Genomic DNA, 26162 nt, shown 5'->3' with positions numbered 1-26162 from the left:
CGAGGAGTGGCCATGGACGCGGTCGATCTGCAGATCATCCGGGAATTGCAGGCCGACGGGCGGCTGTCCAACCAGGACCTCGCCGACCGCGTCCGCCTCTCCCCCTCGCCCTGCCTGCGGCGGGTCCGGCGCCTGGAGGAGGCGGGCCTCATCCGCGGCTACACGGCCGTCGTCGACCAGGTCTCCTACGGGCTGCCGATCACCGTGTTCGTCCGGATCCGCCTGGAACGCCACACGGCGGACGCGGTCCGCACCTTCGAGGAGCACGTCCAGGTCATCGAGCACATCCAGGACTGCTACCTGATGGCGGGCAGCAGCGACTACCTGCTCCGGGTGGTCATCGAGGACCTGGAGGCCTACGAATCCCTGGTGCGCGACCGGATCCACGCCATCCCCGGCATCGCCTCGATCGAGTCGAGTTTCGCCTACGGCAGCGTCAAGCAGTCCCGTACCTACCCGCGCCCCACCCCGGGCGCCTCGGCCCGCCGCGTCTGAGGCCGCCGCAGCATCTGGCCGGCGAGCACGGCGGCGGCCGCGAGCCCGTAGGCGACCGTGCCCGTCGCCTCGCCGAGGGCCCGGCCGGTGACGTACGCGGCGGCACCCGCGAGGGCGGTGGCGAGCCATTCCCAGCGGCCGTCGAGGGCCACCAGGGCGATCAGCAGGAGCGCGTACCAGGAGTAGCCGGGCGTCATGAGCAGGAACGCGGACCCGGTCACCAGCAGCGCCCCGCTCCAGGGGCGCTCCGGGTCGCCGCGCCGGATGACGTACGCGACCACCGCCGCCATGACGAGGGCCACGAGCGGCAGCGCCCAGGAGTCGGGGAAGACCAGCCGCAGCAGGGCGTACCGGCCGCGCGCCGACGCGTCCTCGTAGCCCTCCTCCTCGGCGTAGCCGCCCAGGTAGCCGAGGACGGAGGAGTGCGAGCCGAGGACGTACGGCAGGTACACCAGGCCGACGACGGCGGCCGCGGGCAGCAGGACGGCGGCCGCGTCGCGGATCCGCCGCACCCCGGACAGGGCGCCGGGCAGCAGCACCGCGGGCAGCAGCTTCGCGGCGACCGCCAGCCCGAACAGCGCGCCGCCCGCCGCCCGGTGCCGGACGACCACCCCGAGGGCGGCGACGGACAGCAGGACGGCGAGCACGTCGACATGGGCGTTGTTCACCGCCTCGACGGGCACGGCCGGGCACCAGGCCCAGTAGGCGGCGGTACGCGGATCACCGCGCCGGCGCAGGATCAGCACGAGCGCGCCCGCCGTGGCCACGGACAGCAGGGCCGCGCCGGCCTGCAGGGGCCCCAGGTGCCCACCATCCGGCGAGAGGCCGTGGACGAGGAGGAAGTACCCCTCGGCCACGGGCGGGTAGACGGTGTGCACCTGCGGCCGGTTGATCCGCGTGCACACCCCGGGGGAGACGGGCGCCAGGTCCGGACCGGCGCAGGCGGCGGCCCCCTGCGGGAAGAGCCAGCGGTCCCGCAGCGCCAGCAGCTCGGGATCGGCCGGGGCGTGGTCGTACGGGGAGATCCCCGCCGCCTGGACCCGGCCGTCCCAGGCGTAGCGGAAGGAGTCGGTGCTGGTGCGGGGGGCCGCGACCAGCCCGGTGGCGGCCACCACCACGGAGCCGGCCAGCACCAGCGGGACGACGTGGCGCGCGGGCACCGCCCGCAGCGCCCACACGGCCGCGGCGAACAGCGCCCAGCAGGCCGCGTACCACCAGGACAGCCCGGCCGGGTCCGTGAAGTAGCCGTCCTTGCGGACCGTGCACACCAGGACGGCGGCCAGGGCGGCCAGGAGGACGGCCGGGACGGCCGTACGGGAGCGCGGGCGCGGGTTCGGGCCGGTGCCGGTCCTCGTGCCGATCCGCGGGCCGGCCCCGGGGCGGAGGCTCTGCATGGCAAGAGCCTGGCACCTGTACACCGGCGGAGCGGCCCGGCACGGCCCGGTGTCCGCGATCCGTAAGGTGTCGGATCCACCGCTCGGCTCCGGACGGCGCTGTGATGGACGCCATGACCAAGCGAGCCCGTCGGCGCCCCGCCCTCCCGCGCGCCCTTCCGTCCGTCAGACCGCCCTCGTTCGGAGGCCGCCTGCACGACGCCCGTACCGCGACCGCCGTCGGACGGTGGCTGGGCGCCGCCTTCGCGGTGTGCTTCGTGACCGGGCTGATCAGCCACTACCTCCAGCATCCGCCCGGCTGGCTCGCGAACGGCCTGCCCGGCCGGCCGGTGTGGGGGTACCGGCTCACCCAGGGGCTGCACGTCGCCTCGGGGCTGGCGGCGATCGTGCTGCTGCTCGCCAAACTGTGGGCGGTCTATCCGAGGCTGTTCGTCTGGCCGCCGGTGCGGTCCGTGCGGCACGCGCTGGAGCGGCTCTCGGTGGCGGTGCTGGTGGCGACGGCCGTCTTCCAGGTGTTCACCGGGCTGCTGAACATCGTCGAGTGGTATCCGTGGCCGTTCCCGTTCGTCCAGACGCACTTCGCGGTGGCGTGGGTGGTGGCGGGCTCGATCCTGCTGCACGTCGCGGTCAAGGCCCGTGAGATCCGGGCGCATTGGAGCCGCCGCTCGGCCGGCACCCTGGCCCTGCCCGCCGAGGACGCCCCGGACCGGCGCGCGCTGCTGCTGGGGGTCGGCGCGGCGGTGGGCGCGGTGACCCTGACCACCGTGGGGCAGGCCTTCACCCCGCTGAAGCGGCTGGACCTGCTGGCGCCGCGCCATCCCGACATCGGGCCGCAGGGCCTGCCGGTCAACCGCACGGTGGCCGCGGCCGGCGTGACACAGGCGGCGCTGCGCGACTGGCGGCTGGAGGTGGCCGGCCCGCACCCCTACACCCTGACGCTGGATCAGCTGCGGGCGCTGCCGCAGACGCACGCCCGGCTGCCGATCTCCTGCGTGGAGGGCTGGAGCGTGGAGGCCCGCTGGGCGGGGGTGCCCGTACGGGACCTGGTGGCGCGGGCCGGCGGGCGGCCCGGGTGCGGGGTGCGGGTGGTCTCCCTCGAAGTGGCCGGCGCCTACCGGGTGATGGAAATGGGGGCGGAGTACGTACGCGACCCGCTGACCCTGCTGGCCCTCACCCTGAACGGGCAGGTGCTGGAGCCCGATCACGGCTACCCGGCGCGGATCATCGCGCCGAACCGGCCGGGCGTACTGCAGACGAAGTGGGTCACCCGGCTGGAGGTGCTGTGAAGGCGTCGGACGTGCTGCGGTGGTCGCTGGGCGCTGCGGGCCTGCTGCTGATCGGGATCGGCGGATGGCAGCTCTCACGGCTGCCGGCCCCCGGGGACGTGGGCGTCTGGCTGGTCGGCGCGCTCGTCCTGCACGACGGGCTGATCGCGCCGCTGGTCCTGGCCGTCGGCCTCCTGATCGCCGCCGGGCCCGCCCGGGGGGTGCTGCGAGGGGCCCTCGTCACGGGAGGCTCACTGCTGCTGATCACGCTGCCGCTGCTGGTACGGCCGGGCGCACCGGCCAACCCGTCGGCGCTGCCGCTGCCGTACGCCCGCAACCTGCTGCTCGTGCTCGGCGCGGTCGCGGTGGTGGCGGCCGCGGCGGTGCTCCTGGGGTGGTGGCGCCGCCGCCCGCGCCGAGGCGGCAGCGCCGGCACTCAGGCCGGCTGAGGCGCCCGGGTCAGCGCGACGAAGACCCGCCCCGCCACCGACCACTGCCCCGGGCACGCCCAGCCGGCCGCCCCGGCGTGCCGGCGCAGGGCCCGGGCGCCGACCCGGGCCCACGGGAAGGGCGCGCCGAGGCGGCCGCGGCCGTCGTCGAGGCGGACCTCGCAGGTGTCGTCCACGTCCACCGCCAGGCATTCCGCGATGACGGCCGCGCCGGGGCCGGTCAGTTCGTCCAGCCGCCGCAGCAGGGCGGCCGGGTCTCCGCCGATGCCGATGTTGCCGTCCATGAGCAGCGTCGTGTCCCAGCGCCCCTCGCCGGGCAGCGGCTCGAACACGGAGCGGCACAGGGCGAGCCCGCCGAGGCGTCCGGTGTGGGCCACCGCTTCCGGGCTCACGTCGATGCCCAGGGCGCGGTGGCCGCGGGCCGCGAGGGCGGCGACCAGCCGGCCGGGGCCGCATCCGATGTCGAGCACCGCGCCCCGGCACCGGCCGAGGACGCTGAGGTCCGCGGCGTCCGGGGCGGCGCACCAGCGCTCCACCTCCAGCGGCAGCAGCCAGCCATCGGTGCGGCGCAGGTAGAGCGGGCCTCGTCCGGTGCGCAGCGCGTCGGCGTACGGGTCCGCCCGCCAGGCGGTGGGTTCCGCGGGGGCGCGGCCGAGGGCGGTCATACGCGTACGGCCCCCTCGCCGGTCAGCCGCGCGTGCAGGGCCGCGAAGCGCCCGCCGGGGGCTTCGGCGGCCACCAGCCGCGCGTCCTCTGCGGTGTCCACGTCCCGCAGCAGCGGCAGCCGGCCGATGCGCAACCCGGCGTCCGCCAGCCGCGCGTACTGCGCGGCGCCGGTCCCGGGTACGGACATGGGTACGCCGCGCAGCAGCGCGGGGTCGGGCCGCGCCAGGCCCAGTGCCCAGAAGCCGCCGTCGACGGCCGGGCCGAACCAGGCGTCGTACGCCTCCCAGTCGGGCGGGGCCAGCAGCCCGGGGGTGACCTGCGGGGTGTCCATGCCGATGAGCAGGGCCGGGCCGGTGCACCCGGCGAAGGCGTCGGCGAGCCGCTCGTCGAGGCCGCCGCCGCACTGCGGGACCACCTCGAAGCCGGCCGGCAGCCAGGGGCCGGGCCGCCCGTCGAGCACCAGGACGCGCCGCGCGGCCGGGGTGGCGGCGACGGCCGCGAGGGTGTCGGCGAGCGCGGCCCCGGCCAGGGAGGCGGCCTCTTCCGGGGTGAACGGCGGGGTCAGCCGCGTCTTCACCCGCCCCGGCAGGGGCTCCTTGGCGATGACGAGCAGCGTGGTCACGCCGTCCCCCCGCTCTCGGGACCGGACACCCGGCCGCGCTCGGGCGCCACCCGGGCCGCGGCGGCCGGTTCGGCCAGTACGCGGCTCATGTCGCGCACGGCCTGCCAGGTGCCCCGCCAGGTGCCGGTGACCTTGGACTTGCCCGCGCGGGGCAGGTACGGGACGTCCACCTCGCGTACCCGCCATCCGGCGTCGGCGGCCCGTACGACCATCTGCAGCGGGTAGCCGCTGCGCCGGTCGGTCAGGCCCAGCGCGAGCAGTGCCTCGCGCCGGGCCGCCCGCATCGGGCCGATGTCGTGCAGGCGCAGCCCGGTGCGGCGCCGCAGCATGCGCGCGACCGCCAGGTTCCCGGCCCGCGCGTGGGCCGGCCAGGCGCCCCGCCCCTGCGGCCGGCGGCGGCCCAGCACGAGGTCGGCCCCGCCGCCCTCCACGATCGACACGAACCGCTCCAGCAGCCCGGGGTCGAGGGAGGCGTCGCAGTCGCAGAAGCAGACGGTGTCCGCCTCCGCCGCCAGCAGCCCCGCGTGGCAGGCCGCGCCGAACCCGCGGCGCGCTTCGTGCACGACGGTCGCGCCGAGGTCCCGCGCGATGGCGGCGGACCCGTCGTCGGAGCCGTTGTCGACCACGACGGCCCGCCAGCCGGCGGGGATGCGGGCGAGCACCCAGGGCAGCGCCCCGGCCTCGTTCAGACAGGGAAGTACGACGTCTACGGTCACGGGTTTCACCGTATGGATCCGGCCGAGGCCGAGGGCCCTTCGACTCCTTACGAAACGCGGACGTCACCCTCCCCGCGGCCGCCCCGCCACCACGGCCGCCGCGCCGGATGGGACGCTGTGTGCCATGAGCGTGCAACCCCCTCCCTCCCCCGCAGGCCGCGTCCTGGTCGTCGACGACGACCCGACGGTCGCCGAGGTCGTCACCGGATACCTGGAGCGGGCCGGCTACACCGTGGAGCACGCCGCGGACGGCCTCACCGCCCTCGCGGTCGCGCAGCGCACCTGGCCGGACCTCGTCGTCCTGGACCTGATGCTGCCGGGCCTCGACGGGCTGGAGGTGTGCCGCAGGCTCCGCGCCCTCGCGCCCGTGCCGGTGGTGATGCTGACCGCGCGCGGCGACGAGGACGACCGGATCGCCGGACTGGAACTGGGCGCCGACGACTACGTCACCAAGCCCTTCAGCCCGCGCGAGCTCGTCCTGCGCGTCGAGTCCGTACTGCGCCGCGGACGCGCACTCCCCGCGGCCACTCCCGCGGGGCAGCGCACGCTGAACGGCGGCGGCCTGACCCTCGACCCGGGCCCCCGCCGGGCCTCCAAGCACGGGCGGGAACTCGCGCTCACCCTCCGCGAGTTCGACCTCCTCGCGCACTTCCTGCGCCACCCGGGGCTCGCCCTCGGCCGTGAGCAGCTGATGCGGGACGTGTGGGGCTGGGACTTCGGCGACCTGTCCACCGTCACCGTCCACGTGCGCCGGCTGCGCGCCAAGGTCGAGGAGGATCCGGCCGCGCCGCGGCTCATCCAGACCGTGTGGGGCGTCGGCTACCGCTTCGATCCCTCATGAACGACCTCCTGCTGATCGCGGCGTTCGCCCTCGGCGGGGCCGGCTGCGCCGGCCTCCTCGGCGCCCTCGCCCTCCGCCTGCTGCGCCACCGCTCGGTCACGGTCGCCCTCACCGTGGTGGCCGCGGTCGCGACGACCGCCATGCTGGCCGGCACCCTGTCCGTCGCCCGGGCGATGTTCCTCTCCCCGCACGACCTCACCGTGGTCACGCTCGTCGTGGCGATGGCCGCCGTGGTCTCGCTGGCCACCGCACTCCTCCTGGGACGCTGGGTCGTGGCCCGCAGCCGCGATCTCACGCTCGCCGCCCGCGAGTTCGGGGACGGGGGCAGCTTCGCGGCGCCGGCCGTCCCGGCCACCGCCGAACTCGCGGGCCTCTCCCGGGAGTTGGCGGCCACCAGCGCCAAACTGGCCGCCTCCCGGGAACGCGAGCGGGCCCTGGAGACCTCGCGCCGCGAGCTCGTCGCCTGGATCTCCCACGACCTGCGCACCCCGCTGGCCGGGCTGCGCGCCATGTCGGAGGCGCTGGAGGACGGCATGGCCGCGGACCCGGCCCGCTACCACCGGCAGATCCGTACCGAGGTCGAGCGGCTGAACACCATGGTCGGAGACCTCTTCGAGCTGTCCCGCATCCACGCGGGCGCGCTCACCCTCGCCCCGACCCGGATGTCGGTCTACGACCTGGTGGGCGACGCGCTGTCCGGCGCGCACGCGCTCGCCGACGAGCACGGGGTCCGCCTGGTGGGAGGCCGGGTCGAATCAGTACCGGTGGAGGTGGACGGCAAGGAGATGACCCGGGTCCTCGCCAACCTGCTGGTCAACGCCATCCGCCACACGCCGGCCGACGGCACCGTGGCCATCGCGGCCGAACGCCGCCTCACCACGGTCGTCCTGTCCGTCACGGACGGCTGCGGCGGCATCCCGGACGAGGACCTCCCCCGCGTCTTCGACACCGGCTGGCGCGGCACCGCCGCCCGCACACCCCCGGCGGGAGCCGGCCTGGGCCTCGCCATCGTCCGCGGCATCGTCGAGGCCCACGCGGGCCACACCCACGTCCACAACGTCCCGGGCGGCTGCCGCTTCGAGGTAACCCTGCCGCTGCCTGCGTAGGGCGCGCGCCCGGCCCCGGCGGCCCCCTGGGTGCGGGCCGCTGCGCGGGGCCTTCCCCCACCCCGCCCCTTCCCGAAACCGGGGCTCCGCCCCAGACCCCGGTCCTCAAACGCCGGACGGGCTGGAGGGTGCGGCCCGGCCTGAAAGACCTGGGGCTCCGCCCCGGACCCCGCGCCCCCCCTACGCCGGCTGCGCCGAAGCCGCCGACGCCCGCTGTTCCGCGTGGGCGAACTCCCGCATGCCCTCCGCGAAGGCGACCTCCGGCCGCCACCCCAGTTCCGTGCGCAGACGGCGCGAGTCCGCCGTGATGTGCCGTACGTCGCCCAGCCGGTACTCCCCCGTGACCACCGGGGCGGGCCCCCCGTGGGCACCCGCGAGCGCCCGCGCCATCTCCCCGATGGTCTGCGGCTCGCCGCTGCCCGTGTTGTACGCGACCAGCGAGCCGGCCGCCCGGCCGCCGACCCCCTCCAGCGCCACCGCATTGGCCGCGGCCACGTCCCGTACGTGGACGAAGTCCCGCCGCTGGCCCCCGTCCTCGAACACCCGCGGCGCCTCCCCGCGGGCCAGCGCCGAGCGGAAGAAGGAGGCCACCCCGGCGTACGGGGTGTCCCTCGGCATCCCCGGCCCGTACACGTTGTGGTAGCGCAGGGCCACCGCCCGGCCGTCCACGCACCGCGCCCAGGAGGCGGCCAGGTGCTCCTGCGCCAGCTTCGTCGTCGCGTACACGTTGCGCGGATCCACCGGGGCGTCCTCGTCCACCAGCCCCGGGACCAGCTCCGCCCCGCACTTCGGGCAGCGCGGCTCGAACCGCCCCGCCTCCAGGTCCGCGACCTCCCGCGGCCCGGGCCGTACGACGCCGTCGCGCGGGCACTCGTACCGCCCCTCCCCGTACACGACCATCGACCCGGCCAGCACCAGCCGGCCGATGCCCGCCTCCGCCATGCCCGCCAGCAGCACCGCCGTACCGAGGTCGTTGCAGCCGACGTACGCGGGCGCGTCCGCGAAGTCCTTGCCGAGCCCGACCATCGCGGCCTGGTGGCACACCGCGTCGACGCCGCGCAGTGCGGCCCGTACGGCCTCCGCGTCGCGCACGTCCGCGCGTACCAGCTCCGCGTCGGGCAACCGCGGCGGCCCGGGGTGGGCGGCGGGCAGCAACGCGTCGAGCACCACCGGCTGGTGCCCGCGCCCGTTCAGTGCCGTGACGATGTGCGCGCCGATGAACCCGGCGCCTCCCGTGACCAGTACTCGCATCCCGCGGACGTTACGCAGACGCCCGCCCGCGCGCCCCGTTCCACGCCGTCACGTAAGACTTCCGTCACCGGCCGGAGCCACCCCGCGACGACACGGGGGCCGTCCGCGCGCCGGAAGAGCACCCCGGGGGCGGAACCGTCGTACGGTTCGACCACACCGGCTTCGTCGAGGGGCGCCATGACGTACGACGAGGGCCTGGCCCAGCGCATCCGGGAACACCTGGGCGCCGGGGCGGGCCTCACGGAGAAGCGCATGTTCGGCGGGCTGGCCCTGCTCCTGCACGGGAACATGGCCGTCGGCGTGATCGGGGACGAGCTGATCGTCCGCGTCGGCCCCGAGGCCACGGACGCCGCCCTCGACCGGCCGGGCGCCCGGGTGTTCGACTTCTCCGGCCGTCCGATGCGCGGCTGGGTCACCGTCGCGCCGGAGGGCCTCGCCGAGGACTCGGCGCTCGGCGAGTGGATCGACCGGGGCGTCGCGTTCGCCGCGACCCTTCCACCCAAGTAGCACCCGGCCACACCCCGCACACCGGCCCGCAGCGGGCCGCCCTCCGGCGGTCCGCCCACCGGCATGCCCGCGCGCCCTCCGCCGCACACGTCCGCAGCCACCCCACCCCTACCCGCCAGTACCGCATTTGCCAGGCAATTCCAGGATTTCCCCCTTACTTGCACGCTTATCTGACTGATACATTCCGCAAGCGCAATCCGCCCCTCTCCTCGCGGCACGGCCCTCCACGACCTGGATCCGCCACTGCCGCCGCTTCCGCTGCCCCGCCGCCCCAGGCCGGGCAGACCCACTTCCGAAAGAGGGAATCCGATGCGAAAGACGCTCCTGCGGCGTCCCGCCGCCGGGAAGACGCTGGTCATCGGCGCACTGATGGCCATGGCCGTACCGGGCATCGCTGCCGTCCCTCACCCAGACGGCCACCCTCGTCCAGGGCCCCCGCTTCGGACAGTGCCGGCTGGACCGGTAACCGAAGTCGCGTCGACGGGCACGTGCGGCGCAGGCCGCGCATGCCCGTCGGCCGTATCGGCCGAGGGGCGCAGCGGCCGGCCGTGGCGGCCGGTGGCGGGGCCGCCCGGCCCGCTGCGGGCACGCCGGCCGGCTGGGGCCGCTGGAGACCACGGCGGGCGGGTGCGTGGGCCGGCCGGCGCGGTCAGCCCAGGGCGGTTGCGAAGGTCTCGTACGCCACCGGGTCGTAGAGGACGAAGTACACCTCTTCGACCGACGTGGCGGCGGCCCGGACCGTTTCCACCGCGATGCGGGCCCCGTCGTCCATCGGCCAGCCGTAGACGCCCGTGGACACGGCCGGGAAGGCCACCGTACGGGCGCCCAGCTCGTCCGCCACCCGGAGCGACTCCCGGTAGCAGGAAGCCAGCAGCTCCGAGCGGTCCTCGTCCCGCGACCAGACCGGCCCGACGGTGTGGATCACCCAGCGGGCCGAGAGCCGGCCCGCGGTGGTGGCGACGGCGCGGCCGGTCGGGAGGCCCTTGCCGTAGTGCGAGCGGCGCAGGTCCTGGCAGGCGGCGAGGATCTCCGGGCCGCCGCGGCGGTGGATGGCGCCGTCCACTCCCCCTCCGCCGAGGAGTGAGGAGTTCGCAGCATTGACGATCGCGTCCACGTGCTGGGTCGTGATGTCCCCCTGAACCAGGGTCACTCGCACCATGATCGGGCCTCTCTCGTTCGTGGTCGTCTCGTCGGCACCTCAGGAGGCGGCGCGCAGCCGGCGCCAGACCGCCTTGGCCGCGTTGTGGCCGGACATCCCGTGGACGCCCGGACCCGGCGGGGTCGCGGAGGAGCACAGGAAGACCGCCGGGTGGGCCGTCGCGTACGGGGTGAGGGACAGCTTCGGCCGCAGCAGGAGCTGGAGTCCGGCGGCGGAGCCGCACGCGATGTCCCCGCCGACGTAGTTGGGGTTGCGGGCGGCGAGCTGGGGCGGGCCGGCCGTGGCGCGAGCCAGGACCAGGTCGCGGAAGCCCGGGGCGAAGCGCTCCAGTTGGCGTTCGACGGCTTCGGTGAGGTCGCCGTCCCAGCCCGCGGGGACGTGTCCGTACGCCCAGAGCACGTGCTTGCCGTCGGGGGCCCGGCCCGGGTCGACGAGGCTGGGCTGCGCCGTGATGAGGAAGGGGTTGCGCGGGGCCCGGCCGCCGGAGGCGAGCTGGAGGGCCGCGTCGATGTCCCGGGTACCCGGGCCGATCTGGACGGTGCCGGCCCGGCGCGGCTCCTCGGCGGTCCACGGGACGGGGCCGTCCAGCGCGTAGTCGATCTTGAACACGGAGGCGCCGTACTTGTAGCCGTCGTACGCGCGCCCCAGGCGGGCGATCCTGGCCAGCGCGGTCGGCGAGGTGTCGAAGACGTACGCCCGGGCCGGCGGGAGGTCGTCGAGCCGCTTGACCTCGAAGCCGGTGTGGATGGTGCCGCCGAGGTCGCGCAGGTACGCGGCGAGCGCGTCGGAGATCGACTGCGAGCCGCCGCGCGGCACGGGCCAGCCGTTCGCGTGCGCGGCGAGGGCGAAGACCAGGCCCACGGCCCCGGTGGCGACCCCGCCGAGCGGGGCGATGACGTGCGCGACGAGCCCGGCGAACAGCGCCCGCGCCCGGTCGTCCCGGAAGCGGCGCAGCAGCCAGGTGGCGGGCGGCAGCCCGGCGAGCCCGAAGCGGGCCAGGGTGAGGGGGTCCCGGGGCAGCGCGGTGCTCGGCAGGGACATGAAGTCCCGGGCGAGGGTGTCCCACTTGCCGAGGAAGGGCTCGACGAGGCGCCGGTACGTGCCCGCGTCGCGCGGCCCGAAGGACGCCGCGGTCTCCGCGACCGAGCGGGACAGCACGGCGGCCGTGCCGTCGTCGAAGGGGTGCGCCATGGGCAGCGGGGCGTGCAGCCACTCCAGCCCGTACCGCTTCAGCGGCATCGTCGCGAAGACCGGCGAGCCGATGCCGAGCGGGTGCACGGCCGAACACGGATCGTGCCGGAAGCCCGGGAGGGTGAGCTCCTCGGTCCTGGCCCCGCCGCCGACCGTCTCCCCGGCCTCGAAAACGGCAACGGAGAAGCCGCGCCGGGCCAGTTCCACGGCGGCCGTCAGCCCGTTGGGCCCCGCCCCCACCACGACCGCATCGAGAATCGACGGCACTTGCGACTCCTTCGTCCGGCGGCGCCTGCGCCTCCAGGATATTGCGCCCTCACCGTCCGCCCGCACGGATGCGGCCGTGGCGGGCGGGCGTGGGCTCTGCCTACGCGCCGCGCAGCAGGTCCCGGATCCGTACGGTGGTGGGCTCGTCACGGCCGACCGCGAACGGCAGCGCGTTGTCCCGGTCCACCCGGAAGGGGACCCCGTCGACGGTGCTGTGCGCGCCGCCCGCCTCGGTGACCAGCAGCAGACCCGCCGCGTGGTCCCAGGCGGAGGGCCAGGTGAAGGCCAGGCCGTCCATCTCGCCGCGGGCCACCTTCAGGTACTCCAGGCCCGCCGAACCGCAGGGCCGGGCAGCGACCCCGGGCACCTCCAGCCGGCCCAGGACGCGCTTGTGCTCGTCGGAGGTGTACAGCGGGTGGGCGATGGCGACGCGCAGGTCGGCGCCCGCCTCGGGCGAACCGCACTGGATCCGCTCGCCGTTGACGTACGCGCCCTCCCCCCGCACGGCGGTGGCCAGCTCGTCCAGGGCGGGCGCGAAGGTCCAGGAGGCGAGGATCTCCCCGTGGTGGGCCAGCGCCACCAGGGTGCAGAAGGCCGGGTCGCCGGCGACGAACTGCCGGGTGCCGTCGACCGGGTCGACGATCCACACCGGGGCGTCCCCGCGCAGCGCCCCGTACACCGTCGGGTCGGCGTGCACGGCCTCCTCGCCGACCACGGCGGAGCCGGGCAGCAGCCGGGTGAGGGAGGCCGTCAGGTGCTCCTCGGCCTTGCGGTCGGCGACGGTCACCAGGTCGTGCGGGCCGCTCTTCTCGTCGACCTCGTGCTCGGCCAGCTGCCGGAACCTCGGCATGATCTCGACCGCCGCCGCCTTGCGGACGGCTTCTTCGACATCGGGCAGGCCCTTGGCCAGGAACTCATTGATCATGCCCCCAGCAAAGCACGCCCGACCGACAAACCCCACCGACGGTCCGGGACGGCAGCCCGGACACCAGGTGTACCCGAGGTGAACCGGCCCGGTGCGGGGCCTCCTTCGAGGGCGGTCCGCGGGTCAGCGCCACCTCGTGGGCGGACGTACCGTCCGGCGCCTCGGTGCGCAGCCGGTCGGCGTCCTCAGCCACCGCGACAGCCGTCCGGCCGCGGCGGAGCACCGTGGCGAACGCCACGGCACGGGCGCACTCCTGGTGTCCGCCCCGAGCGGTGCACCGGTCTCCAACAGGCGCAGCAGCTCCCGGGCGTCGTCACCCTTCACGTCGACGGCGTGCTCGGCCAGATGGGCGCGCAGGGCGACGGTCTGCTCGGGGGGCGCTCCCTCGCCCTCCAGGAGCTGGAGGATCCGCCGGTACGAACGCTCCGGGTAGCAGAGCTGTTCGGCCAGGGCGATGGCCCGGTCGGCGACCCCGGAGTCCACCACACCCGCCGAGGCGGCCGCACGGCAGGACGCCCGGATGTTGACCATCGGCTCCGATGACTTCTGGTAGCGGCCGTCCGACTCCGCGTACGCCAGGGCGACTTCGTCATCGCCGCCCAGCCGGCCGTCGGCATACGCCCGGAAGACACCCCCGACGCCGCGCATGCCCCAGGGGTGCAGCTCTGCGGCGCACAGGGCCCCCACGCTCGACGAACCCAGCACGATCACGCCGGCTTCCATGACGCACAGGATCTCCCTGTGCCAGACGGGGAGCGGCTGGGCGGACTCCCCGTCGACCAGCCCCACGACGCGGACGTCGTCGTACAGCATCGCGGAGATCAGGTCGCCCTTGCGGGCGGGCGGCCGGATGAGCGCGGAAGGGCAGAGCGCCGCGGCCTCGTTCCGGCCCAGGGTCGGCCCCAGGAACACGACCGCCTTCCCGCCCGCCTTGCCGCCCGCCTTCCCGCCCGCCATTCCAGCCGCCTCCATGGCCTCCCCCATCACTCCCCCGTTCCCCGGCGAAGGGCACGCCCCGATGCTGATGCACCCGGCTGCTCGGCGTCAACGATCGATTCCAGTCAGTAAATGATCATTGACTGCCTTTCAACCCTCGCGCCGATACGATCAGTTGCGCGACGCATCAGCGATCGCCTCGTGGCCGCAAACGATCGTTGAGGCGGCTTTGGATGCGGGCTAGGCTCACCTGCGCATACCGACTTCGATCCGCTGCGCCCCGCAGGAGTACCCAGGTGGACCCCAATCCGTCTCTGCCGGAGACACTCGACCGCCTCGAGGCCCTCATCCGGGAGCGGCGCCTGGAGCGCTCGGAACTGCTGGACCCGGAGGAACTGGCAGCCAGGACGGCACTGCCGGAAGAAACGATTCGCACCCTGCTCCAGGGCGGCGAACCGCCGGCCGACACGGTCAACGACCGCGTCCGCGCCCGGATCAGCACGCTGGCGGACGCCTATCTGGCACGTACGGGAGTGCGCATGTCGGAGCTTGCCGGGAGGATTTCCCGGCAGTCGGGGGTCTCCGGGTTCTGGGCACGGCAGGTGTGCAGTGGCGAAAAGGTGCCCAGCGTCGAGTTCCTGCACGCACTGGTGGACTTCTTCGACGTCGCGGGAGGGGAGGCCTTCTTCACCGTCCCGCCCGCCGAGGCCCTCAACCGCGCGCTGCTGCCCCTCCTCGCTTCACTGCAACCGGCGCAGGCGGCGCTGCCGTCCGGCGCCGGCCCGCTGGCAGCCGTGCGGTCGGAACACGGCGACATCCGGGGCCTCGCCCTGCGGCGCGCGCACGATCTGCCGGAGGAGCGGTGGCACGTGCTCAGCGCGACCTTGAACGCCCTGCTGGAGCTCGACGAGCGTGAAGGTGAGCAATGAGGACCGGGCCCAGAGCGATGCGGAAGCTCAGTACGCACATCGTGCGGAACCTGGTGCCGCCGGCGGACGAGGCTCTCCTCGTACCCTCGATCGGCCGGGTCCTCAGCGAGTTACGAGGACGGCCCGTCCGGCTGCGCGAGGCGGCGTTCCCGCCCGCGACCGCCAGCGGACTGTGGATCGACCGCGCGAGTCACGACCTGATCGTCTACGAGGAGAACACCGATCCCGAGCACCAACTCGTGATCATCGGCCACGAGGCGTGGCACATGTTCCAAGGCCACGGACGCTCCGGCCATGACCACGGCCCCGCCGCGACCCGCTCCGGAGGGCCGCCGGCAGGCCGAGCGCTGGCGGAGTTCGTCGCGCGCGTCGCCGATGCCGACGGCAGCGAGCTGCCCCAGGCCGAACGGACGGACATCGCGATCCACCTGGCCTCTCGGGCCGACACCCCCGAAGCACGTGAGGAAGAAGAGGCCGAGCACTTCGGCATCCGGTTCGCCACGGACGTGAAAGCGGCCCTGGCAGGGGCCTGCGGTGCCACTGATCCGCAGAACCTCGCCGGGCGCATCCAGAGCTCCATGGCACACCGCTTCCCACGGGCCTGAGCGTTCACCTCAGGCTTCTCTCTCACCACACCCGCATCGAGGACAGGCAGCAAGGTGGCATCCGGAACCAGCAGTCTCAGCTTCTACATCTGCGGGATCATGCTGCTGCTGGTCTGCGCCCTGAAAGTCCCCGCCCTGCTCCGCCGGCGGCACGACACGCTGCTCCGCGCGGCCTGTCTGCTGCTCTTCGCGGCGGGCTGCCTGATGATCTTCGCCGCTCCGGCCTCGATCGTCGCGCTCAACGGGTTCACCGGCATCCCCAATTTCGCCGCCCCCGTGGTGTACGCGACCATGACCGCGTTCGCCGGGGCGAGCCTCCTGCTGATCATCAACTGGAGGCCGGCGGCCCCGGACGGGACGCACCGCTTCTCGCGCCTGTGCGTGTACGCCTACACCCTGGCGACCATTGCCGTCGTCGGCTTCTTCTGGGCCGGGGACGCTCCCGTCGAGCAAGTGACCCTCTTCGACGCCCATTACGCGAACACGCCCTACATCAGGGAAATGATCGTCACCTATCTGGTCGCACAGGGCGTGGCGATGATCGCCGCGAGCATCCTGTGCTGGCGGTGGTCCGGAGAGGTCCGCGGGTCGCTGCGGGCGGGGCTGCGCATCCTCGCCCCCGCCTACCTGATCAACGCGTGTTACGACGTCATGAGGCTGGTCGCGGTGGCTGCCCGGTGGACGGGGCACGACCTGGACTTCCTCGTCGACGAGGTGTCCCCCCTCCTCGCCGCTCCGACCTCGGTCCTCGGTGCCGTCGGGTTCACCGTCCCGCTCGTGGGCCCGCGCCTGGCCGGCACGGTGCACGCCGTCCGGCAGCTGCGGCTGCTCGCACCCCTGTGGCGGACCCTCAGGCAGGTGCCCGCTCAGAGCGCCGTCCGCACCTCACTGCCGTGGTGGCGGACTCCGCCGACCGTCCTCCTCACCGGACGCAAGACGGCCCTGTACGACGCCCTCCTCGCGCTGACCCCCTACTGCGATCCCGATGTCCGCGCGACGGCCTACCACGCGGCCCTCCTCAGGGGCGAGGACGAGTCCTCCGCCGCGGTCGCCGCGGACGCGGTCATGATCCTCGACGCCGTGGAGCAGCAGCGCACCGATCCCGGCCGGCTGGACCACGTCGCACAGACATCGACGCTACGCGGGCAGGACCTGGTGCCCCTGTCCCTGGCACTCGCCTCCTGGACGGCCCAGGACGGCCGCGACCACCACGTGCCCCTGGAGAAAGCAGCCCGTCATGAGTGAAGCCACGCACCGGTCCCCCGGGCACGTCGTCGTCATCGGGGGCAGCATCGCCGGCATGCTCGCGGCGGCCGCCGTCAAGGACCACGTCGACAGCGTCGAAGTCATCGAGGCGCACGAGCTGCCCGTCGGGCCCGAACCGCGTACCGGCGTCCCCCAGGCGGCCCACATCCACTGGCTGCAGGGCGGCGGAGCGCAGGCGATCGACTCCCTGCTCCCCGGCACCATCGACCGGCTGACGGCCGCGGGCGCCCACCGCATACCCGTGACCACCGACATGGTCATCCACGCCCCTGAGGGCTGGTACCGCCGCTGGCAGCGCGCCACCCATTGCGTGATCACCGCCAGCCGGGACCTGACCGACTCCGTCATCCGCCGGCAGGTCCTCTCGGACCCCCGGGTCAGCGTGCGTTCCCGGACCAAGGCCGTCGGGCTGCTCGGCGCCGGCGGCGCCGTCACGGGGATCCGGCTGCGCGGAGCCGACGGCACGGAAACGGAACTGCGCGCCGACCTGGTCATCGACGCCTCCGGCCGGTCCTCCCGGCTGCCCGAATGGCTCGGGGAGCTGGGTGTCACCGGCCTCGCCCAGGACCGCATCGAGTCCGGCCTGGCCTACGCCAGCCGGATCTACCGCGCACCGGTCCCCACCCGCGGCTGGCCCGTGGTGGGGGTTCAGGCCGACCCGCGCCTGCCGGAACCCGCCAAGGCCGGCGGCATCCTGCCGATCGAGGGCGACCGCTGGCACGCCAGTCTGATGGGCGCCCCGGGGGCACTGCCCACCCGGGACGCGGCGGACTTCGTACCCTTCGCCCGGACGCTGCGCCACCCCGTCATGGCGGACCTGCTGAAGCACGCCGAACCGCTCACGGACGTCAGCGTCAGCCGCAGCACGGCGAACCGGCGCCACTACTACGAACGGCTGCGCCGGTGGCCAGAAGGCCTGGTGGCCCTCGGGGATTCCGTCGCCACGTTCAACCCCGTGTACGCGCAGGGCATGTCGGTGGCCGCGCTGGGCGCCCTGGCCCTGCGCGACGTGCTGTCGCACCGCCCGGCCGCCCCCGGCCTGGCCCTCCGTGCTCAGCGCGCCATCGCCCGGCCCGTCGACATCGCCTGGGCCCTCGCCGTCGGTCAGGACATCCACTTCTCCTCCACCAAGGGGAAGCGGCCCACCCTGGCGGACCGCCTCCTGCACCGCTACGTCAGCCGCCTGTCCCGGACCGCGACCGGATCCTTCCACGCGGCTACGGCTCTGACCGACGTCCTGGCCCTTCAGGCACCCCCCACGTCCCTCGTCAGTCCCCGCGTGCTGCTGACCGCCTTGCTGGGCCCGTCGCGCCCCCAGCTCGACCACCCGCCGTTCACCCCGTCCGAACGCGGCCTCCTGAACGGCCTGCCCGTCCGGTGATCAGCCGACGGCGGGGATGATGTCGGAGCCGTACGCGTCGATGGTCGCCTCCCGCGCGTCGTGCATGTCGTACACGGCGAACTGGTCGACGCCGAGGGCGCGCAGGGCCTGGAGCTTCTCGATGTGGGCCTCCGCCGGGCCGAGCAGGCAGAAGCGGTCGACGATCTCGTCGGGGACGAAGTCGGTGGAGGGGTTCCCGGCGCGGCCGTGGTGGCTGTAGTCGTAGCCCTCGCGGGCCTTGATGTACTCGGTGAGCTCGTCCGGGACCATCGAGGAGTGCTCGCCGTAGCGGCCGACGAGGTCGGCGACGTGGTTGCCCACCATGCCGCCGAACCAGCGGCACTGGTCGCGGGCGTGCGCGAGGTCCTCGCTCACGTACGCGGGGGCCGCCACGCAGATGGTGATCGCGGCCGGGTCGCGGCCGGCCTCGGCGGCGGCCTCGCGGACCGCCTTGATCATCCATTCCGTGAGGTAGAGGTCGGCGAGCTGGAGGATGAAGCCGTCCGCCTTCTGCCCGGCGAGGGCGAGGGCCCTGGGTCCGTACGCGGCCATCCAGACGGGGAGTTTGCCTTCGCGGATCCAGGGGATGCGGATCGGGTTGCCGTCGACGAGGGCCTCGCGGCCTTCGGCCAGGTCGCGGATGACGTCGATGGCCTCGCCGAGCCGGGCCAGGGTGTTGGGTTTGCGGCCGGCGACGCGCATGGCGGAGTCGCCGCGGCCGATGCCGCAGACGGTGCGGTTGCCGTACATGTCGTTGAGGGTGGCGAAGGTGGAGGCGGTCACCTCCCAGGTGCGGGTGCCGGGGTTGGTGACCATGGGGCCGATGTGCAGCTTCCGGGTGTTGGCGAGGATCTGGCTGTAGATGACGAACGGTTCCTGCCACAGGACGGCCGAGTCGAAGGTCCAGCCGTAGCGGAAGCCGTTGCGCTCGGCGCGCTTCATGAGGCTGATGACCTGGGAGGCGGGCGGGTCGGTTTGCAGGACGAGGCCGAAGTCCATGGGGCGGCTCCTTGCGTGCGCTTACAGGTACTGGCAGGTGGAGCGGGGGATGTACACCCCGTGGCCGGCCCGGCCGGTGAACTCGCGCCGGTCGATGACGAGTTCGCCGCGGGAGAGGACGGTGTCGACGCGTCCGGTGATCCGCCTGCCCTCGTACGCCGAGTAGTCCACGTTCATGTGGTGGGTCTCGGCGGAGATGACCTGCTCGGCGTGCGGATCGTAGAGGACGATGTCGGCGTCGGAGCCGGGCGCGATGGTGCCCTTCTGCGGGTAGAGGCCGAACATCCGGGCCGGGGTCGCGCAGGCGATCTCGATCCAGCGGCGGCGGCTGATGTGCCCGTCCAGGACGGCCTGGTGGAGCAGGTCCATGCGGTTCTCCACCCCGGGCAGGCCGTTGGGGATCTTGGAGAAGTCCCCGCGGCCCAGTTCCTTCTGGCCGCGGAAGCAGAAGGGGCAGTGGTCGGTGGAGACCACCTGGAGGTCGTTCGTGCGCAGGCCGCGCCAGAGGGCCGCCTGGTGCTCGCGCGGCCGCAGCGGGGTGGAGCAGACGTACTTGGCGCCCTGGAAGTCGGGCTCCGCGAGGTTGTCGGTGGACAGGAACAGGTACTGCGGGCAGGTCTCGCCGAAGACCGGCAGGCCCTTGTCCCGGGCGAGCGCCAGCTCCGCGACCGCTTCCTCCGCCGAGACGTGGACCACGTAGAGGGGCGATCCGGCCACCCTCGCGAGCTGGATGGCGCGATGGGTGGCCTCGGCTTCGAGGAGCACCTTGCGGACCTCGCCGTGGTGGCGGGGGTCGGTCTCCCCGCGCGCCAGGGCCTGTTCGACGAGGACGTCGATCGCGATGCCGTTCTCGGCGTGCATCATGATCAGCCCGCCGTTGCCGGAGGCCCGCTGCATGGCCCGCAGGATCTGTCCGTCGTCCGAATAGAAGACCCCCGGATACGCCATGAACAGCTTGAAGGAGGTGACGCCCTCGCCGATGAGGAGGTCCATCTCCTTCAGGGTCCCCTCGTTGACGTCCGAGAGGATCATGTGGAAGGCGTAGTCGATCGCGCACTGCCCGTCGGCCTTGTCGTACCAGGCGTCGAGCCCCTCGCGCAGGGCGTGGCCCACGCTCTGCACCGCGAAGTCGACGATGGTGGTGGTGCCGCCCCAGGCGGCGGCCCTGGTTCCCGTCTCGAAGGTGTCCGAGGCGGAGGTGCCGCCGAAGGGCAGTTCCATGTGGGTGTGGGCGTCGACCCCGCCCGGGATGACGTACTTCCCGCTCGCGTCGATCGTACGGTCGGCCGTCCAGGCCTCGGCGGCCGCCGAGCCGTGTGCGGCGAGGGCCGCCACGCGGCCGTCCTCGATGAGGACGTCCGCGTGCAGTTCGTCGGCGGCGGTGACGACGAGGCCGCCGCGGATCAGGGTGCGGATGCTCATGTGCGTCCCCCTACTGGATGGTGCGCAAGGCCTGTTCGAGGATCTCGGCGCCCTCTTCCGCCTCGGCGACGGTGAGGGAGAGCGGCGGCGCGATGCGCAGCACGCTGGTGTCGTGACCGCCGCCCTTGCCGATCAGCAGGCCGCGTTCGCGGGCGGCTTCCTGTACGGCGGCGGCCGCGTCGGGGTCGGCCCGGTCGGTGCCCGGCTCGGTGATCTCCAGACCGGCCATCAGGCCCCGGCCGCGGACTTCCCGTACGGCGGGCACGTGGGCGGCGATGGCGCGCAGCCGTTCCAGGAGGAGGCCGCCGACGCGGCGGGCGTTGCCCTGGAGGTCGTGTTCGAGGAGGTAGGCGAGGTTGGCGACGCCCGCGGCCATGGTGACGGGGGAACCGCCGAAGGTGGAGATGGAGTTGGCGTCGATGCAGTTCATCACCTCGGCGCGGGCCACGACCCCGCCGATGGACATGCCGTTGCCGATGCCCTTGGCGAAGGTGAGGATGTCCGGCGGGCCGTTCTGGGCGTGGGCCTGCCAGCCCCAGAAGTGGTCGCCCGTACGGCCCCAGCCGGTCTGCACCTCGTCGCTGATCCACAGGATGCCGTGCCGGTCGAGGACCTGGCGGAAGGCCCCGTACAGGCCGTCGGGCGGGGAGGTGAAGCCGCCGACGCCCTGGATCGGCTCGGCGATGAGGGCGGCAACTCCCCCGCGGGCCTGGCCCAGTACGTCTTCCAGGTCGGCGACGGCGGCCGCGGTGAAGGCGGCGTCGTCGAGGTGGGCGAGGGGGCCGCGGGTGCGGACCGCGCCCTGGACGTAGTACGTCTGGAGCGGCGAGAGGCTGGTCGGAGACCAGCCTCGGTTGCCGGTGATCGAGACGGTGGAGAAGGACCGGCCGTGGTAGCTGTTGCGCATCGCCAGGATCTGGTTGGAGCGGCGGTACGCCGTGGCGAGCAGCAGCGCGGTGTCGTTGGCCTCGGTGCCGGAGGTGGTGAAGAAGACCCGGGCGTCGGGGATGCCGGACAGGGCGGCGACCCGCTCGGCCAGCTCGATCATCGGCCGGTTGAGGTAGAGCGTGGAGGAGTGGATGATCCGCCCGGCCTGTTCGGCGACGGCCTTGGTGACCTCGGGCAGGGCGTGGGCGGTCATCGTGGTGAGGATGCCGCCGAAGAAGTCGAGGTAGCGGTTGCCTTCGGAGTCCCAGACGTGGCGGCCCTCGCCGTGGGTGAGCTCGATGGGGTGCTTGTAGTAGAGCGCGAGCCAGTCGGGCATGACGGTGCGGTGGCGGCTGTGGAGCGGGGTGGGGTTGGTCACGGCTGTACGAGCCCTCCGTAGGCGTCGGGGCGGCGGTCGCGGTAGAACGCCCACTGGGTGCGGACCTCTTCGATGAGGCCGAAGTCGAGGTCGCGGATGAGGAGTTCCTCCTCCTTGTCGCTGGCGACCTCGCCGACGAACTGGCCGCGCGGGTCGACGAAGTAGCTGGTGCCGTAGAAGTCGTTGTCGCCGTACTCCTCTTGGCCGACGCGGTTGATGGCGGCGACGAAGTACTCGTTGGCGACGGCTGACGCGGGCTGTTCCAGCTGCCACAGGTAGGCGGAGAGGCCGCGGGAGGTGGCGGACGGGTTGTAGACCAACTGGGCTCCGGCGAGGCCCAGTTGGCGCCAGCCCTCGGGGAAGTGGCGGTCGTAGCAGATGTACACGCCGACCTTGCCGACGGCGGTGTCGAAGACGGGCCAGCCGAGGTTGCCCGGGCGGAAGTAGTACTTCTCCCAGAAACCCTTGACCTGCGGGATGTGGTGCTTGCGGTACTTGCCGAGGTAGCTGCCGTCGGCGTCGATGACGGCGGCGGTGTTGTAGTAGAAGCCGGCGCTTTCGAGCTCGAAGACCGGGACGACGATGACCATGCCGGTCTCGCGGGCGAGGTCCTGCATGCGGCGGACGGTCGGGCCGTCGGGGACGGCCTCGGCCCAGCGGTAGTGCTCGGGCTCCTGGACCTGGCAGAAGTAGGGGGCGTTGAACACCTCCTGGAAGCCGATGATCTGCGCGCCCTGCGCGGCGGCGCGGCGGGCGTGCTCCTCGTGTTTGGCGATCATCGATTCGGTGTCTCCGGTCCAGGTGGCCTGGACCAGCGCGGCGCGGACGACTTGGGCCATGAGCTGCTCCTCGCGACGGGAACGCCGGTTCTACGCACGTAGACGGTGTACGTAGGGAGTAGAACGTAGGCCTCGGCACAGCGTGGGGCAAGACCGCGTTGCGCGGTTGGAGTAGTCGATCACGTTACGTCGCCGCGCGGTCGATTCCGGTCAGGGGACGGGCGGTTTACGCCGCTTGCGCCGCCTGCCGCCTGCCGCCTACGCCGTGGCGACTCCGGCCACGCGGAGGGCGTGGACCAGATCCCGGTGCCGGGCCCCCGGCAGGGTGCGGGCCGCCCGGAGGAGACGGGGCGCGAACCACTGCGGGGCGCGGCGGGCCAGGGCGGCGGCCTCCTCGGCGGTGCGGACGTCGACGAAGGCGGCGAGGAGCACGCCGGCCTCCCGGTCCCGGCCGGCCTGCCCGAGGGCGAGGGCGGCGTCGGCGATCTCGGCGGCGGGGCGGGCCATGCCCTGGCGCAGCAGCCGGTCGCAGTCGGCCTCCCGGCCGGCCTCGTCGAGGGCCGCGGCGAGGGCGGCGAGCCGCTCGGGCGGGAGCGAGGCCGCCTCCCAGAGCAGCGTGGCCCAGTCGGCCGCGAGCCCGGCGCGGTTCAGCTCGGCGGCCAGCCCGGGCAGCCGCTCGGCGGGCCAGGCCGCGGCCTCGCACAGCAGCGCGTGCGCCTCGCCGGTGCGGTGGTGCGCCCGCAGCGCGAGCAACCGCCCCACGACCCCCCGCACCGGGTCGGCCTCCGCGCCCCCTGCGGGGGGCTCGGGGTACTGCCCCGCGGCCGGCCCGCCGGGCCCGTACGGGGACGCGGCGGGAGCCGGGGCCCCTGCGGGCGGCTCGGGGTACTGACCCGCCGCCGAACCGCCCGGCCCGTGACGGAACCCGTCGGGAGCCGGGGCCCCTGCCGGGGGCTCGGGGTACCGGCCCGCCGCCGAACCGCCCGGCCCGTACGGGGACGCGGCGGGAGCCGGGGCTCCGGTGCCGCGGGCCGGGTCGTGGGGCGCCGGGTGGGTCCCGGTCTGCGGGGCGGGTGCCGGCTCCGGCCGCGGCCGGGCGCCCTGGGGGGCCGGGTCCGCCGCGCGTCCGAAGCGCGCTCCGCGCGGGGCCGGCAGGCCCGACTCCGGTTCGGCTCCCCGAGCGGGGCGTCCGAGGTCCGGCAGGGTGGGGGCCGGGGGCTCGGGGGCCGCCGAGCCCGCGTACCGGGCGCCCCCGGACCGCCGTCCGCCCCGCAGCCACCGCCCCTCGGCCCGCCCGACGGGCCGCTCCGCCTCGTGCGCCCGCTGCCGCGGCACGCCGGGCAGGGGCTCCCCCGCCGGCGCCCGCGAGCCGCCCTCGGGCCCCCGGTCCCCCGCACCTTCGGGCCCGGCCTCCCCCGCGGCCCCCGCGCCCAGCGGGGCCGCAGGCCCGGGCGCCGGAGCCTCCGGCGGCCTGCCGGGGAACCCCGCACCCACCGGCCCCTCCCACCCCGGCACCGGGTGACCCGCAGGGCCGGGGCCGGGCGCCCGGGGCCCGACGGGCCCGGGTGCCGCGGGGCCCGGGCGGGCCCCTCCGGCCGGGGCGCCCGCAGGGATCCGGTGCGCCTCCCCGGGAGGGGACACGGCGGACAGGCGGGTCGTCAGGTCGGCTTGGCGGGACGCGGCCCGGGTGGCGTCGTCCCGGGTCCAGGAGAGTTCGAGGGACAGCGCGTCCGCCTCCGCGGGGTCGGCGGTGGAGGACAGCCGCGCCGCGAGGTGGCGTACGGCCGCCTCCGAGTCCGCGCGCTGGACCGTCGACGCCGCGAGCAGGGACCGCAGTTCGGCCTCGCCGCCCGGCAGCCGGTCCCACGCCGTGACGGCCGCCGCCCGCAGCCGGGCCGCGTATACGGTCTCCCGCTCCGCGAACTCCGCTCCCCTGGCCGCCGCCAGGTCCCCCAGCAGGGACTCCAGCACGTCCCACGGAACCATCGCGCGCCCCTCGATGCAGGCCCGCACGCCCTCCGGGTCCCGGCGCAGGAACTCCCCGTACCAGCCCGCTCCGGAATCCAGCCTCTGCGTCAACCCCCGCAGGTATTCGGCGAGTTGATTGATCACCAGCGAAGTCGCGGTCTCCATGACCGCATTGGATCCCACCAGTGTTACGGGCGGGCTACGCCCACTTCAAACCTTGACGGCGATCCCGGTGTGCGGCCGCTTCCCGAGCCGGACCAGCGTGCCGGGCAGGTCCACCGCCCAGAACTGCCAGGTGTACTTCCGCGACATCAGCCTCCGCACCCGCTTCAGCCCCGCCTCGTCCAGCAGCCGCGCCTCGCCCTCCAGCACGGGCGCCCCCGCCGCCACCCGGCCCTTCACGTCGCACGCCGCGACGGTGACCCGCCCGTTGTTGCGGATCCGCTTCACCTTCCAGGTGTCCGTGCGCGTCCACACGTACAGCTCACCACCGTCCGCCACGGCCCACACCGGCGTGGCGACGGGCGTGCCGTCCTTGCGGAAGGTGGTGAGGCTGACGTACCTGCCCCGGTTGAGGTCGTCGAGTGTCAGAGTCATGGCCGGAGCCTAGCCCCGGCCGCTGGAGTCGGTCAGGCGCTGACGAGTGCGCAGCGGCGCATCACGTCGTCCAGGGAGAGCCCGAGGGCCTCGGCGAGGGCCGCGACGGTGAAGAAGGCGGGGGTGGGTGCCCGGCCTGTCTCGATCTTGCGGAGGGTCTCCGCGGACAGTCCGGCGCTGGCCGCGACCTCGACCATGCTGCGCCCGGCGCGGGCTTCGCGCAGGAGCGCGCCCAGCCGCTCGCCGCGCTCGCGCTCTTCCGGGGTCAGGGGGGTGCGGACCATGCGGCCATCCTACCCCGTCACCCCAATAACTATCCCGGTAAAGTTATACCGGTATAGTTATTGGCATGGTGGAACTGAAGACGGACCGGTCGATCGACGAGATGCGCGCCGCCGGCAGGGTGGTCGCGCACGCCCTGGCCGCGGTGCGCGAGAGCGCGCGGGTCGGGGTGTCCCTGCAAGAGCTGGACCGGGTGGCGCGCGCAGTGCTGCGCGAGGCCGGCGCCTCCTCGCCCTTCCTCGGCTACCGGCCGCACTTCGCCCCGGTGCCCTTCCCCGGGGTGATCTGCGCCTCGGTCAACGACGCGATCGTGCACGGCGTCCCGGGCGGCTACCGGCTGCGCGACGGGGACCTGGTCAGCATCGACTGCGGCGCGAAGCTGGGCGGCTGGGTCGGGGACGCGGCCGTCAGCTTCACGGTCGGCCGGGCCCGCCCCGCCGACCTCCGGCTGATCCAGGCCGCGGAGGCGGCCCTCGCGGCCGGCATCGCCGCCGCCGTGCCGGGCAACCGGATCGGCGACATCGCCCACGCGATCGGCACGGTGTGCCGGGGCGCGGGGTACGGGATCCCGGACGGCTTCGGCGGCCACGGCGTGGGACGCGCCATGCACGAGGACCCGGGCGTGCCCAACGAGGGCCCGCCGGGGCGCGGCATGCGGCTGCGCCCCGGCATGGTCCTGGCGATCGAGCCGATGCTGATCGCGGGCGGCACGGACGACTACGCCTGCGACGGGGACGGCTGGACCCTGCGCACCGTCGACGGCAGCCGCGCCGCGCACGCGGAGCACACGGTCGCGATCACCGCCGACGGCCCAAGGATCCTGACCGCCCTGTAGCCG

The 26162-nt window shown here is 74.3% G+C and carries 27 protein-coding genes; 11 read left to right on the top strand and 16 right to left on the bottom strand.

The features are described from left to right. Window positions 1-12: 12 nt before the first annotated feature. Window positions 13-495, top strand: coding sequence for an Lrp/AsnC family transcriptional regulator (locus AB0O21_RS15170; RefSeq protein WP_365171125.1), 483 nt, complete (start codon window positions 13-15; stop codon window positions 493-495). Here the strand turns inward: AB0O21_RS15170 and AB0O21_RS15165 are convergent. Further along, window positions 453-1889, bottom strand: a complete 1437-nt coding sequence (locus AB0O21_RS15165; RefSeq protein ID WP_365171123.1) for a glycosyltransferase 87 family protein — start codon at window positions 1887-1889, stop codon at window positions 453-455. The two genes, AB0O21_RS15170 and AB0O21_RS15165, sit on opposite strands and share 43 nt — an antisense overlap. Before the next feature lie 113 nt (window positions 1890-2002). Between AB0O21_RS15165 and AB0O21_RS15160 the strand changes: the two genes are divergently transcribed. Together AB0O21_RS15160 and AB0O21_RS15155 are read left to right on the top strand one after the other, a co-directional pair. Beyond that, window positions 2003-3175, top strand: a complete 1173-nt coding sequence (locus AB0O21_RS15160) for a molybdopterin-dependent oxidoreductase (protein ID WP_365171121.1) — start codon at window positions 2003-2005, stop codon at window positions 3173-3175. Further along, entirely contained in the window at window positions 3172-3603 is a 432-nt protein-coding gene (locus tag AB0O21_RS15155) for a hypothetical protein (RefSeq protein ID WP_365171119.1), read from the top strand. Before AB0O21_RS15160 ends, AB0O21_RS15155 begins: the two co-directional genes overlap by 4 nt. Here the strand turns inward: AB0O21_RS15155 and AB0O21_RS15150 are convergent. Genes AB0O21_RS15150 through AB0O21_RS15140 form a run of 3 tightly spaced genes read right to left on the bottom strand, consistent with a single transcriptional unit; the run spans window position 3591 to window position 5607 of the window. Beyond that, window positions 3591-4268, bottom strand: a complete 678-nt coding sequence (locus tag AB0O21_RS15150) for a methyltransferase domain-containing protein (protein ID WP_365171117.1) — start codon at window positions 4266-4268, stop codon at window positions 3591-3593. The genes AB0O21_RS15155 and AB0O21_RS15150 overlap by 13 nt on opposite strands. Next, entirely contained in the window at window positions 4265-4891 is a 627-nt protein-coding gene (locus AB0O21_RS15145) for a DUF2064 domain-containing protein (RefSeq protein WP_365171115.1), read from the bottom strand. The genes AB0O21_RS15150 and AB0O21_RS15145 overlap by 4 nt, the downstream gene beginning before the upstream one ends. Continuing rightward, a complete protein-coding gene (locus AB0O21_RS15140; RefSeq protein WP_365171113.1) occupies window positions 4888-5607 on the bottom strand; it encodes a glycosyltransferase family 2 protein in 720 nt (239 codons plus the stop codon). Before AB0O21_RS15140 ends, AB0O21_RS15145 begins: the two co-directional genes overlap by 4 nt. A gap of 124 nt (window positions 5608-5731) precedes the next feature. Here AB0O21_RS15140 and AB0O21_RS15135 point away from each other — a divergent pair, with 124 nt between their 5' ends. Both AB0O21_RS15135 and AB0O21_RS15130 read left to right on the top strand, forming a co-directional pair. Further along, window positions 5732-6448 carry a response regulator transcription factor gene (locus tag AB0O21_RS15135; protein WP_365171111.1) on the top strand — a complete coding sequence of 239 codons (717 nt, stop codon included), beginning with the start codon at window positions 5732-5734 and terminating at the stop codon, window positions 6446-6448. After that, the gene (locus AB0O21_RS15130; protein ID WP_365171109.1) at window positions 6445-7554 is read left to right on the top strand and encodes a HAMP domain-containing sensor histidine kinase; all 1110 of its coding nucleotides are present in this window, start codon (window positions 6445-6447) and stop codon (window positions 7552-7554) included. Before AB0O21_RS15135 ends, AB0O21_RS15130 begins: the two co-directional genes overlap by 4 nt. Before the next feature lie 180 nt (window positions 7555-7734). Here the strand turns inward: AB0O21_RS15130 and AB0O21_RS15125 are convergent, their stop codons facing one another. Beyond that, window positions 7735-8805, bottom strand: coding sequence for an NAD-dependent epimerase/dehydratase family protein (locus AB0O21_RS15125; RefSeq protein ID WP_365171107.1), 1071 nt, complete (start codon window positions 8803-8805; stop codon window positions 7735-7737). A 177-nt stretch (window positions 8806-8982) separates the two neighbouring features. Here AB0O21_RS15125 and AB0O21_RS15120 point away from each other — a divergent pair, with 177 nt between their 5' ends. After that, complete coding sequence (locus tag AB0O21_RS15120) at window positions 8983-9312, top strand: TfoX/Sxy family protein (protein ID WP_365171105.1); 330 nt, start codon at window positions 8983-8985, stop codon at window positions 9310-9312. 649 nt (window positions 9313-9961) lie between these two features. On the opposite strand, the gene AB0O21_RS15115 is transcribed toward AB0O21_RS15120, so the two are convergent. The 4 genes from AB0O21_RS15115 to AB0O21_RS15100 form a co-directional block, all read right to left on the bottom strand. Beyond that, window positions 9962-10471, bottom strand: coding sequence for an O-acetyl-ADP-ribose deacetylase (locus tag AB0O21_RS15115; protein ID WP_365171104.1), 510 nt, complete (start codon window positions 10469-10471; stop codon window positions 9962-9964). Window positions 10472-10510: 39 nt separating this feature from the next. Beyond that, complete coding sequence (locus tag AB0O21_RS15110; RefSeq protein ID WP_365171102.1) at window positions 10511-11929, bottom strand: NAD(P)/FAD-dependent oxidoreductase; 1419 nt, start codon at window positions 11927-11929, stop codon at window positions 10511-10513. Between the two features lie 100 nt (window positions 11930-12029). Continuing rightward, window positions 12030-12854 (bottom strand): inositol monophosphatase, encoded by an 825-nt coding sequence (locus AB0O21_RS15105; RefSeq protein ID WP_365171100.1) that lies wholly within the window; start codon window positions 12852-12854, stop codon window positions 12030-12032. A gap of 123 nt (window positions 12855-12977) precedes the next feature. Next, a complete protein-coding gene (locus AB0O21_RS15100; RefSeq protein ID WP_365171098.1) occupies window positions 12978-13826 on the bottom strand; it encodes a TfuA-like protein in 849 nt (282 codons plus the stop codon). A 260-nt stretch (window positions 13827-14086) separates the two neighbouring features. Between AB0O21_RS15100 and AB0O21_RS15095 the strand changes: the two genes are divergently transcribed. The 4 genes from AB0O21_RS15095 to AB0O21_RS15080 are packed head-to-tail and all read left to right on the top strand — an operon-like array spanning window position 14087 to window position 17971. After that, complete coding sequence (locus AB0O21_RS15095; protein ID WP_365171096.1) at window positions 14087-14719, top strand: hypothetical protein; 633 nt, start codon at window positions 14087-14089, stop codon at window positions 14717-14719. 17 nt (window positions 14720-14736) lie between these two features. Next, the gene (locus AB0O21_RS15090) at window positions 14737-15324 is read left to right on the top strand and encodes a toxin-antitoxin system, toxin component (protein WP_365171094.1); all 588 of its coding nucleotides are present in this window, start codon (window positions 14737-14739) and stop codon (window positions 15322-15324) included. A gap of 54 nt (window positions 15325-15378) precedes the next feature. Continuing rightward, window positions 15379-16569, top strand: coding sequence for an MAB_1171c family putative transporter (locus tag AB0O21_RS15085; protein WP_365171092.1), 1191 nt, complete (start codon window positions 15379-15381; stop codon window positions 16567-16569). After that, window positions 16562-17971 carry an FAD-dependent oxidoreductase gene (locus AB0O21_RS15080; RefSeq protein WP_365171090.1) on the top strand — a complete coding sequence of 470 codons (1410 nt, stop codon included), beginning with the start codon at window positions 16562-16564 and terminating at the stop codon, window positions 17969-17971. The genes AB0O21_RS15085 and AB0O21_RS15080 overlap by 8 nt, the downstream gene beginning before the upstream one ends. Here the strand turns inward: AB0O21_RS15080 and AB0O21_RS15075 are convergent, their stop codons facing one another. The 7 genes from AB0O21_RS15075 to AB0O21_RS15045 all read right to left on the bottom strand — a co-directional run bounded on the left by AB0O21_RS15075 (window position 17972) and on the right by AB0O21_RS15045 (window position 25326). Next, window positions 17972-18970 carry a TIGR03842 family LLM class F420-dependent oxidoreductase gene (locus AB0O21_RS15075; RefSeq protein WP_365171088.1) on the bottom strand — a complete coding sequence of 333 codons (999 nt, stop codon included), beginning with the start codon at window positions 18968-18970 and terminating at the stop codon, window positions 17972-17974. Between the two features lie 21 nt (window positions 18971-18991). Beyond that, the gene (hydA, locus tag AB0O21_RS15070) at window positions 18992-20392 is read right to left on the bottom strand and encodes a dihydropyrimidinase (protein WP_365171086.1); all 1401 of its coding nucleotides are present in this window, start codon (window positions 20390-20392) and stop codon (window positions 18992-18994) included. Between the two features lie 10 nt (window positions 20393-20402). Continuing rightward, entirely contained in the window at window positions 20403-21656 is a 1254-nt protein-coding gene (locus AB0O21_RS15065) for an aspartate aminotransferase family protein (RefSeq protein ID WP_365171355.1), read from the bottom strand. Between the two features lie 38 nt (window positions 21657-21694). Next, window positions 21695-22537 carry a nitrilase-related carbon-nitrogen hydrolase gene (locus tag AB0O21_RS15060; RefSeq protein WP_365171084.1) on the bottom strand — a complete coding sequence of 281 codons (843 nt, stop codon included), beginning with the start codon at window positions 22535-22537 and terminating at the stop codon, window positions 21695-21697. Between the two features lie 198 nt (window positions 22538-22735). Further along, window positions 22736-24610, bottom strand: coding sequence for a hypothetical protein (locus AB0O21_RS15055; protein WP_365171082.1), 1875 nt, complete (start codon window positions 24608-24610; stop codon window positions 22736-22738). A gap of 45 nt (window positions 24611-24655) precedes the next feature. Continuing rightward, window positions 24656-25036 carry a PPOX class F420-dependent oxidoreductase gene (locus AB0O21_RS15050; RefSeq protein WP_365171353.1) on the bottom strand — a complete coding sequence of 127 codons (381 nt, stop codon included), beginning with the start codon at window positions 25034-25036 and terminating at the stop codon, window positions 24656-24658. Between the two features lie 38 nt (window positions 25037-25074). After that, on the bottom strand, window positions 25075-25326 hold the full coding sequence (locus tag AB0O21_RS15045) for a helix-turn-helix transcriptional regulator (RefSeq protein ID WP_365171080.1): 252 nt from the start codon (window positions 25324-25326) through the stop codon (window positions 25075-25077). 65 nt (window positions 25327-25391) lie between these two features. Between AB0O21_RS15045 and map the strand changes: the two genes are divergently transcribed. Beyond that, the gene (gene map, locus AB0O21_RS15040) at window positions 25392-26159 is read left to right on the top strand and encodes a type I methionyl aminopeptidase (RefSeq protein WP_365171078.1); all 768 of its coding nucleotides are present in this window, start codon (window positions 25392-25394) and stop codon (window positions 26157-26159) included. Window positions 26160-26162 lie beyond the last annotated feature (3 nt).

The sequence above is a fragment of the Streptomyces sp. NPDC091371 genome (genome assembly GCF_040684275.1).
GTDB lineage: Bacteria > Actinomycetota > Actinomycetes > Streptomycetales > Streptomycetaceae > Streptomyces.
This window is presented reverse-complemented; position numbering and strand designations above follow the sequence as displayed.

Coding starts and splice junctions, on each gene's coding strand:
- AB0O21_RS15170 (WP_365171125.1), top strand. CDS start 13: ATGGACGCGGTCGATCTGCAGATCATCCGGGAATTGCAGGCCGACGGG.
- AB0O21_RS15165 (WP_365171123.1), bottom strand. CDS start 1,889: ATGCAGAGCCTCCGCCCCGGGGCCGGCCCGCGGATCGGCACGAGGACC.
- AB0O21_RS15160 (WP_365171121.1), top strand. CDS start 2,003: ATGACCAAGCGAGCCCGTCGGCGCCCCGCCCTCCCGCGCGCCCTTCCG.
- AB0O21_RS15150 (WP_365171117.1), bottom strand. CDS start 4,268: ATGACCGCCCTCGGCCGCGCCCCCGCGGAACCCACCGCCTGGCGGGCG.
- AB0O21_RS15135 (WP_365171111.1), top strand. CDS start 5,732: ATGAGCGTGCAACCCCCTCCCTCCCCCGCAGGCCGCGTCCTGGTCGTC.
- AB0O21_RS15130 (WP_365171109.1), top strand. CDS start 6,445: ATGAACGACCTCCTGCTGATCGCGGCGTTCGCCCTCGGCGGGGCCGGC.
- AB0O21_RS15125 (WP_365171107.1), bottom strand. CDS start 8,805: ATGCGAGTACTGGTCACGGGAGGCGCCGGGTTCATCGGCGCGCACATC.
- AB0O21_RS15120 (WP_365171105.1), top strand. CDS start 8,983: ATGACGTACGACGAGGGCCTGGCCCAGCGCATCCGGGAACACCTGGGC.
- AB0O21_RS15115 (WP_365171104.1), bottom strand. CDS start 10,471: ATGGTGCGAGTGACCCTGGTTCAGGGGGACATCACGACCCAGCACGTG.
- AB0O21_RS15105 (WP_365171100.1), bottom strand. CDS start 12,854: ATGATCAATGAGTTCCTGGCCAAGGGCCTGCCCGATGTCGAAGAAGCC.
- AB0O21_RS15100 (WP_365171098.1), bottom strand. CDS start 13,826: ATGGAGGCGGCTGGAATGGCGGGCGGGAAGGCGGGCGGCAAGGCGGGC.
- AB0O21_RS15090 (WP_365171094.1), top strand. CDS start 14,737: ATGCGGAAGCTCAGTACGCACATCGTGCGGAACCTGGTGCCGCCGGCG.
- AB0O21_RS15080 (WP_365171090.1), top strand. CDS start 16,562: ATGAGTGAAGCCACGCACCGGTCCCCCGGGCACGTCGTCGTCATCGGG.
- AB0O21_RS15075 (WP_365171088.1), bottom strand. CDS start 18,970: ATGGACTTCGGCCTCGTCCTGCAAACCGACCCGCCCGCCTCCCAGGTC.
- hydA (WP_365171086.1), bottom strand. CDS start 20,392: ATGAGCATCCGCACCCTGATCCGCGGCGGCCTCGTCGTCACCGCCGCC.
- AB0O21_RS15065 (WP_365171355.1), bottom strand. CDS start 21,656: ATGCCCGACTGGCTCGCGCTCTACTACAAGCACCCCATCGAGCTCACC.
- AB0O21_RS15060 (WP_365171084.1), bottom strand. CDS start 22,537: ATGGCCCAAGTCGTCCGCGCCGCGCTGGTCCAGGCCACCTGGACCGGA.
- AB0O21_RS15055 (WP_365171082.1), bottom strand. CDS start 24,610: ATGGAGACCGCGACTTCGCTGGTGATCAATCAACTCGCCGAATACCTG.
- AB0O21_RS15045 (WP_365171080.1), bottom strand. CDS start 25,326: ATGGTCCGCACCCCCCTGACCCCGGAAGAGCGCGAGCGCGGCGAGCGG.
- map (WP_365171078.1), top strand. CDS start 25,392: ATGGTGGAACTGAAGACGGACCGGTCGATCGACGAGATGCGCGCCGCC.